At 71.4% G+C, this 6,182-nt stretch carries 6 protein-coding genes and 3 tRNA genes; 3 read left to right on the top strand and 6 right to left on the bottom strand.

The window, feature by feature from the left end:
• Together D471_RS39385 and D471_RS0108205 are read left to right on the top strand one after the other, a co-directional pair.
• A partial coding sequence (locus D471_RS39385; RefSeq protein ID WP_152486254.1) for a 2Fe-2S iron-sulfur cluster-binding protein occupies positions 1 to 166 on the top strand: 166 nt, incomplete at its 5' end.
• Between the two features lie 182 nt (positions 167 to 348).
• Entirely contained in the window at positions 349 to 963 is a 615-nt protein-coding gene (locus D471_RS0108205) for a TetR/AcrR family transcriptional regulator (protein WP_017598169.1), read from the top strand.
• Between the two features lie 144 nt (positions 964 to 1,107).
• On the opposite strand, the gene D471_RS0108200 is transcribed toward D471_RS0108205, so the two are convergent.
• The 6 genes from D471_RS0108200 to D471_RS0108175 all read right to left on the bottom strand — a co-directional run bounded on the left by D471_RS0108200 (position 1,108) and on the right by D471_RS0108175 (position 5,080).
• Positions 1,108 to 1,180, bottom strand: a tRNA-Glu gene (locus D471_RS0108200).
• A 108-nt stretch (positions 1,181 to 1,288) separates the two neighbouring features.
• A tRNA-Glu gene (locus tag D471_RS0108195) sits at positions 1,289 to 1,364 on the bottom strand.
• 51 nt (positions 1,365 to 1,415) lie between these two features.
• Positions 1,416 to 1,487 (bottom strand) — tRNA-Gln (locus D471_RS0108190).
• A gap of 133 nt (positions 1,488 to 1,620) precedes the next feature.
• Positions 1,621 to 3,069 (bottom strand): glutamate--tRNA ligase, encoded by a 1,449-nt coding sequence (gene gltX / locus D471_RS0108185; protein ID WP_275041341.1) that lies wholly within the window; start codon positions 3,067 to 3,069, stop codon positions 1,621 to 1,623.
• A 101-nt stretch (positions 3,070 to 3,170) separates the two neighbouring features.
• On the bottom strand, positions 3,171 to 4,106 hold the full coding sequence (locus D471_RS0108180) for a GDSL-type esterase/lipase family protein (protein WP_026127526.1): 936 nt from the start codon (positions 4,104 to 4,106) through the stop codon (positions 3,171 to 3,173).
• 173 nt (positions 4,107 to 4,279) lie between these two features.
• Positions 4,280 to 5,080: a fumarylacetoacetate hydrolase family protein gene (locus D471_RS0108175; protein WP_017598166.1), complete on the bottom strand. Its 801-nt coding sequence runs from the start codon at positions 5,078 to 5,080 to the stop codon at positions 4,280 to 4,282.
• 237 nt (positions 5,081 to 5,317) lie between these two features.
• On the opposite strand from D471_RS0108175, the gene D471_RS0108170 reads away from it, so the two are divergent.
• Positions 5,318 to 6,130 (top strand): DUF3152 domain-containing protein, encoded by an 813-nt coding sequence (locus tag D471_RS0108170; protein WP_017598165.1) that lies wholly within the window; start codon positions 5,318 to 5,320, stop codon positions 6,128 to 6,130.
• Positions 6,131 to 6,182 lie beyond the last annotated feature (52 nt).

Genomic DNA, 6,182 nt, shown 5'->3' with positions numbered 1-6,182 from the left:
CCCGTCCCCCTGCCGCCAGGGTTTCTGCGGCACCTGCCGGGTGCCCCTGTTGGAGGGCGCTCCCGACCACCGGGACCGTCCCACCGGCGGCTCACCGCGCGGCGGGGAGTTCGCGTTGTGCGTGTCGCGGGCCCGGGCGGGCGAGCGGCTGGTCGTCGACGTGTGAGATCCCGGGCGTGGACGGCGGAGTCCACGCCCGGGCGGGTAGGTTCGGGGAAAGGCGTACGACGTTCCCAGGAGGTCACGACGACCGTGGTGTCTCACAGGACCGACCGTCACCAGGCGCGGGTGACCACACGGTCGGAGGCCCCGGCGGCCACGCCGGGGACCAGGCGGCGGCCCCGCCGCATGGCGCCACAGGAACGCCGGGAGGACCTGATCCAGACGGCGCTGCGCGTGTTCGCGCGGCGCCCGCCCGGTGAGGTCACACCGGAGGAGATCGCGGAGGAAGCGGACGTGTCGCGGGCACTGGTCTACCGCTACTTCCCCAACATGGCCGAACTGCGTCGTGAGGCGCTGGCGAAGGCGATGGACGAACTGATCACGCGGCTGGTCCCCCCGGACGGCCTTCCGCTGCCGGACCAACTGCGGTTCGGCCTGCGCGCGTTCATCACCTTCGCCGACTCCTACGCTCCGGCGTACGCGGCGCTGCTCAACGGCGGGTCGATGGTCGCCACCGAGGAGACCGAGGCCGAGATAGACCGTGTGCGCGACGCGACGGTGCTGCTGGTCCTGGACCGTGTCGGGGTCACGGACCCCTCCCCCAGGTTGGTCCTGGCGCTGCGGTGCTGGAACTCGGTCGTGGAGACCGCGGTGATGCGCTGGCTCCGGGAACGGGGGATGACCGCCGACGCCCTGGCCGAATGGCTGCTCGACCAGCTCGTGGCGATGATGGCCGCGTCGGGCGGCCCGGAGGAGGAGTTGGCGAGGACGGCCGCCCTGGTCGGCGCCCGGGGGGAGTGAGGGACACCGGGAGTCCGTTCGCGCCCCTGGGCCGGGAGCGGCTGTCCCGGCTGGACTCGCGGCTGTTCCGCTGCCGGCGGTCCGGGAACCGGCCCCGTGCGCGCCGAAGGCCCCGCTCCGTGGGAGCGGGGCCTTCGTTATGTGTACCCCCGAGCGGATTCGAACCGCCGTTACCGCCTTGAGAGGGCGGCGTCCTAGGCCACTAGACGACGGGGGCCGGGCGATCCAAGCGCGATCGTGAAGACTACGATACCCGCTCGAACCGGACATCAGCGACAAGCGCTGACCAGAAAGGAAGCTCCCACGGTGTGGGAGCCTCTCCCTGTGGTACCCCCGAGCGGATTCGAACCGCCGTTACCGCCTTGAGAGGGCGGCGTCCTAGGCCACTAGACGACGGGGGCGCACCTTGGGTCGATGACCCGTGCGGCTCACGGCGAACCGCGAGACCGGAGCTGGGCTACCAGGACTCGAACCTAGACTAACTGAACCAGAATCAGTCGTGCTGCCGATTACACCATAGCCCAGTGCTTTCAGTGGGACCTGGTCGCTTTCGCTTCCCTGTCCCCCTCGGCGACGTCGTTAACTCTAGCGGACATTCGGAGTGCTCGCGAACCGAAATCGGGGTGGCCGGCCTGTGGCCCCGGCCACCCCGCCTGGTCACGCCTGCGCGGCGTCCTTCTCCTGGTTCCGGAGCCGCTCCAGGGCGGCACCGATCCGGGACAGGACCCGCTCGCGGCCGAGCCCCTCCAGCGACTCGAACAGCGGCAGGCCGACCGTACGCCCGGTCACCGCGACGCGCACGGGCGCCTGTGCCTTGCCGAGCTTGAGCCCGAGCGAGGCGCCGGTCTCCTCCGTGGCGGTCTTCAACGCGTCGGCGGTCCACTCCTGGCCCGGGTCGGCGAAGCGGGCCTGGGCGGCCTCCAGCATCTCCCTGCCCACACCCGGCTTCATCGCCTTGTTCCAGCTCTTCTCGTCCTCCACGGGCTCGCTGAGGAAGAGGAAGTCCACGTTGGGCACGATCTCGCTGAGCACGGCCACCCGGCTCTGCGCGAGCGGGGCGACCGCCCGGAACACGGCGGCGTCGTAGTCGGCCGGGTCCCAGGGGGCGGCGTCACCGGACAGCCAGGGCTGGCAGCGGTGGATGAAGTCGTCCAGCTCCAGGGCACGGATGTACTCGCCGTTGAAGGCGCGCAGCTTCTTCTCGTCGAAGAAGGCGCTGGAGCTGTTGACGTCGGCCACGCTGAACAGCGGCTGCATCTGCGACCACGGCATGATCTCGCGGTCGTCGCCCGGCGCCCAGCCCAGCAGCATGAGGTAGTTCACCATCGCCTCGGCGAGGTAACCCTCCTCCTGATAGGACTCCAGAGCGACCTTGTCGCGGCGCTTGGACAGCTTCTTGCGCTGCTCGTTGACGATCACGGGCAGGTGCGCCCACACCGGCGGGGTCAGGCCCAGCGCCTCCCACAGCAGCTGCTGCTTGGGGGTGTTGGACAGGTGCTCCTCACCGCGGATGACGTGGGTGATACGCATCTCGACGTCGTCGACCACGTTGGCCAGGACGAAGAGCGGGGAACCGTCGGCGCGGGCGATCACGAAGTCCTCGATGGCGGCGTGGTCGAACTCCACCCGGCCGCGGATCCGGTCCTCGACGACCGTCGGCCCGCCGTCGGGGACGCGGAACCGCAGGGCGCGCCCCGGCCCGGGCTCCAGCCCGCGGTCACGGCAGAAGCCGTCGTAGCCCAGGTTCGGGTTGTCGCGGCGCTCCTGCACCTGGTCGCGGGTGCAGTCGCAGTAGTAGGCGCGGCCGTCCGCGTGCAGGCGCTGGGCGGTCTCGCGGTGCTGGTCGGCGTAGGACGACTGGAAGTAGGGTCCCTCGAAGTGCGGGTCGGCGTCACTGATCCCCAGCCAGGCCAGCGCGCGGATGATGCCGTCGGTCCACTCCGGACGGTTGCGGGCCGCGTCGGTGTCCTCGACGCGGAGCACCATGCGCCCCTCGGGGCTCTGCTGTGCCAGGGCCCAGTTGAAGAGCGCGGAGCGGGCGCCGCCCACGTGGAACATGCCCGTGGGGGACGGGGCGAATCGGGTGCGAATAGGAGTCTCAGTCACGGCCACCAGGGTATCGGGGGTGGACGTGCACTCCCGGAACATCGCTGGTGGGAATACCGTGCCGGGAGGAGAGGGCCGGGTCGGGGGGAGGCCGCCCCGGGTCAGGTCGTGGCGGACAGGGGCCGGGGGTAGGCGGGACCCATGCCGAACTGGATCGAGAGGGCGTCGGCGAAGGCCGCGGCGATCTTCAGCTCGCCACCGGAGTTGGGGTGGGTGCCGTCGTAGGCGTCCACCGCCGGGTCCCAGCCGTCCGTTCCGGCCACGTTCACGCTGACCACGGGGGAGGCTGCCGTGGTCAGGTCCGCGGCCACCTCGCGGACGATCTCGTTGTAGGCGTACACACGCAGCGCGAAGCCCTCGTCGGTCTCGGTGAGGGCGATGGGGAGCGCCTCGGCGACCACCACGCGCAGGTCCGGGTTGCCCCGCCGGGCGGCCTCCACGTAGTCGCGTAGGCGCCGCTCCATCTCCTCGGGCTCCACCGGCCACAGAAGGTCGTTGACGCCGATCATGACGCACAGCACGTCCGGCTGGTGGACCCGGACCTCCTCCTCGATGGAGCCGAGCGCGTCGAGCAGGGTGCGCCCCCACAGGGCGTTGTGGTCCTGGTCGAAGCCGGGGTCACGGTACTCGACCGTGGCGGGGTCCCCATCCGCGCCGGGCCAGCCGGTCGCGGACGGGTCGGTCGGCTCCCGCGAGGCGCCCGACCCGTCGTCCTCGGCGGTCGGCACCGGGAACATCATGTCCCGGGTCGCCGGGTCGCTGTAGGGACCGACGAAGTCCAGATCGTCGACGTGCGGGGCGAGGTGGTTCCACAGGTGGTAGCGCCAGGTCCAGTCGCCGTTGGCGCCCTGGGTCATCGAGTCGCCGGCGATCATGACGCGGCTGGGTTCGCGCACGGGGGCCTCCTGCGCGGGGTCGCGGTCAACGGGTCCGAACCGGGTGAGGGCCCAGAGGCCTCCGCCCAGCGCGACGAGCGCGATCGCCAGCGCTCCGGCGATGACGAGCGGTACTGGGCGTCGGCGCGTGGCCACGGGGATCCTCCCGTTGTCTCGGGGGCGGCGGTAGGCAGAGCGTACCGCCGCCCCCGGTTCCGCCGGGGGTCGGGGCGCACGGCTCGCGACCGCGGCCCACGTCCGGGTCGCACCGGACCGCCCCTGGTCACGGCGGGTCAGGGGCCGCTCACGACGGGGCGGTTCCAGGGCGCGCGGCGTCAGTCACGGGCGACCACGCGGTTGCGGATGGCGCCGAGCCGCTCGACGGTCACCGCGACCTCCTGACCGACCCGCACCTGGCCCACACCCGCCGGGGTGCCCGTGAGAACCACGTCGCCCGGGAGCAGGGTCATGAACGAGGTGACGTACTCGATGACGGACGGGATGTCGTGGATGAACCGGGACGTGTGCCCGTCCTGTCGGACCTCGCCGTCGACCGTGGTGGTCAGGGCCAGGTTCTGGGCCTCCTCGACGGACAGCCCGGTGGTGATCCAGGGGCCGAGGGGGCAGAAGGAGTCGAACCCCTTCGCCCGGGTCCACTGCTTGTCGCGCTTTTGGAGGTCGCGGGCGGTGACGTCGTTGGCCACGGTGTACCCGAAGATGACGTCCTTGGCGCGTTCGCGGGGCACCTCCCGGCACGGCCGGGAGATGACGAGGGCGAGCTCGCCCTCGAAGTGGACCTCCTCGGAGGCCGCGGGGTGGAAGATCGGGTCCTGCGGGCCGGTCACGGCCGTGGAGGGCTTGAGGAAGACCACGGGCTCGTCGGTGGACTCACCCGTCACCTCGCGCATCTCCTCGACGTGGTCGGCGTAGTTCTTGCCGACGCACACCACCTTGGTGGGCAGGACGGGCGACAGGAGCCGGACGTCGGAGAGCTTGGCGCGCTCACCGGTCGGAGTGATGTCACCGAGCAGGGGGTGCCCGTTGAGTCGGGCGACGAAGTCCTCCCCACTGTCGGTGTCGGTCTCCACCAGCCCGAACCCGACGTCGTCCCCGGACGCGAAACGCGCGATACGCACCTGATGCCTCCCAGCACCCCCGTCGACTCACTTGCGGTTGAAGGGTAACCGCGCCCGGCACCGAGAGCACACGCCGCCGGGCCGGATGCCCGACATCCCGCCACGCACCGGGCTTCCCGGGTCACACCTTGGCGCGATTTTGGGTCCGACTCTGGCATGCTGGAACGGACGTCCGTTGTCGAGAGGTTGCTGCCCGTGCCCACGTCCGCTTCGCGCAGGCGATCCCNCCGTTATCCGATGGGCCTGGCGCTCGGCCTGTGCCTGGTCTCCGGCGCTTCCGTCGTGCTCATGGTCGCCGTGCCCGAGCCCCGGACCGGCATGGGCGACCCCGCGGAGACCGGCGCGTCCGCCCTCCTGGAGGGCGGGGCGGTCGGCGGCACGGACGCCGAGCGCGGCTCCGGGGGCTCCGTCGGCGCATCCGCCACCGTCGTCCCGGGCGACGGCCCCGAACCGCGGGCGAGCGCGTCGGAGGAGGCCGAGGAGGACGCCCCGGTCCTGCTCCGTTCCGTGGAGGAGGAGGTCGACACCGCCGACGGTGAGATGAGCACCGTGGAGGGTGAGAGCGAGGTCATGGGCGAGGGCCCGCTGCTGACCTTCGCCGTCGAGGTGGAGGAGGGGCTGCCCGGCGACGACGGGGACTTCGCGGCCGCCGTGGAGGAGATCCTCGGTGACCCCCGTAGCTGGGGCAACGACGGCGAGCGATCGGTCCAGCGGGTGGACGGGGACGACGCCGACGTCCGTGTGATCCTGGCCGCACCGGACAGCGTCGACCGGCTGTGCGCTCCACTGCGCACCAACGGGTTCGTCTCGTGCGCCAACGGCAACCGCGCCATCATCAACCAGAACCGGTGGGTGTCGGGTGTGGAGCACTTCGACGGCGACCTGGAGACCTACCGGATCTACCTGATCAACCACGAAGTGGGCCACACCCTCGGCCAAGGCCACGTGTTCTGCCCGGGTGAGGGCGAGCCCGCACCGGTGATGCAGCAGCAGACCCTCGACCTCCAGGGCTGCGAACCCAACGGATGGGTGTACCCGGACAACGGGTGAGCGTGTTCGTTTCGGGCCTGCCGCTTCGCTTCGGCCCGCCCGTCGCCCGCCA

Origin of the sequence: Nocardiopsis lucentensis DSM 44048, from assembly GCF_000341125.1 — a bacterium.
GTDB lineage: Bacteria > Actinomycetota > Actinomycetes > Streptosporangiales > Streptosporangiaceae > Nocardiopsis > Nocardiopsis lucentensis.
This window is presented reverse-complemented; position numbering and strand designations above follow the sequence as displayed.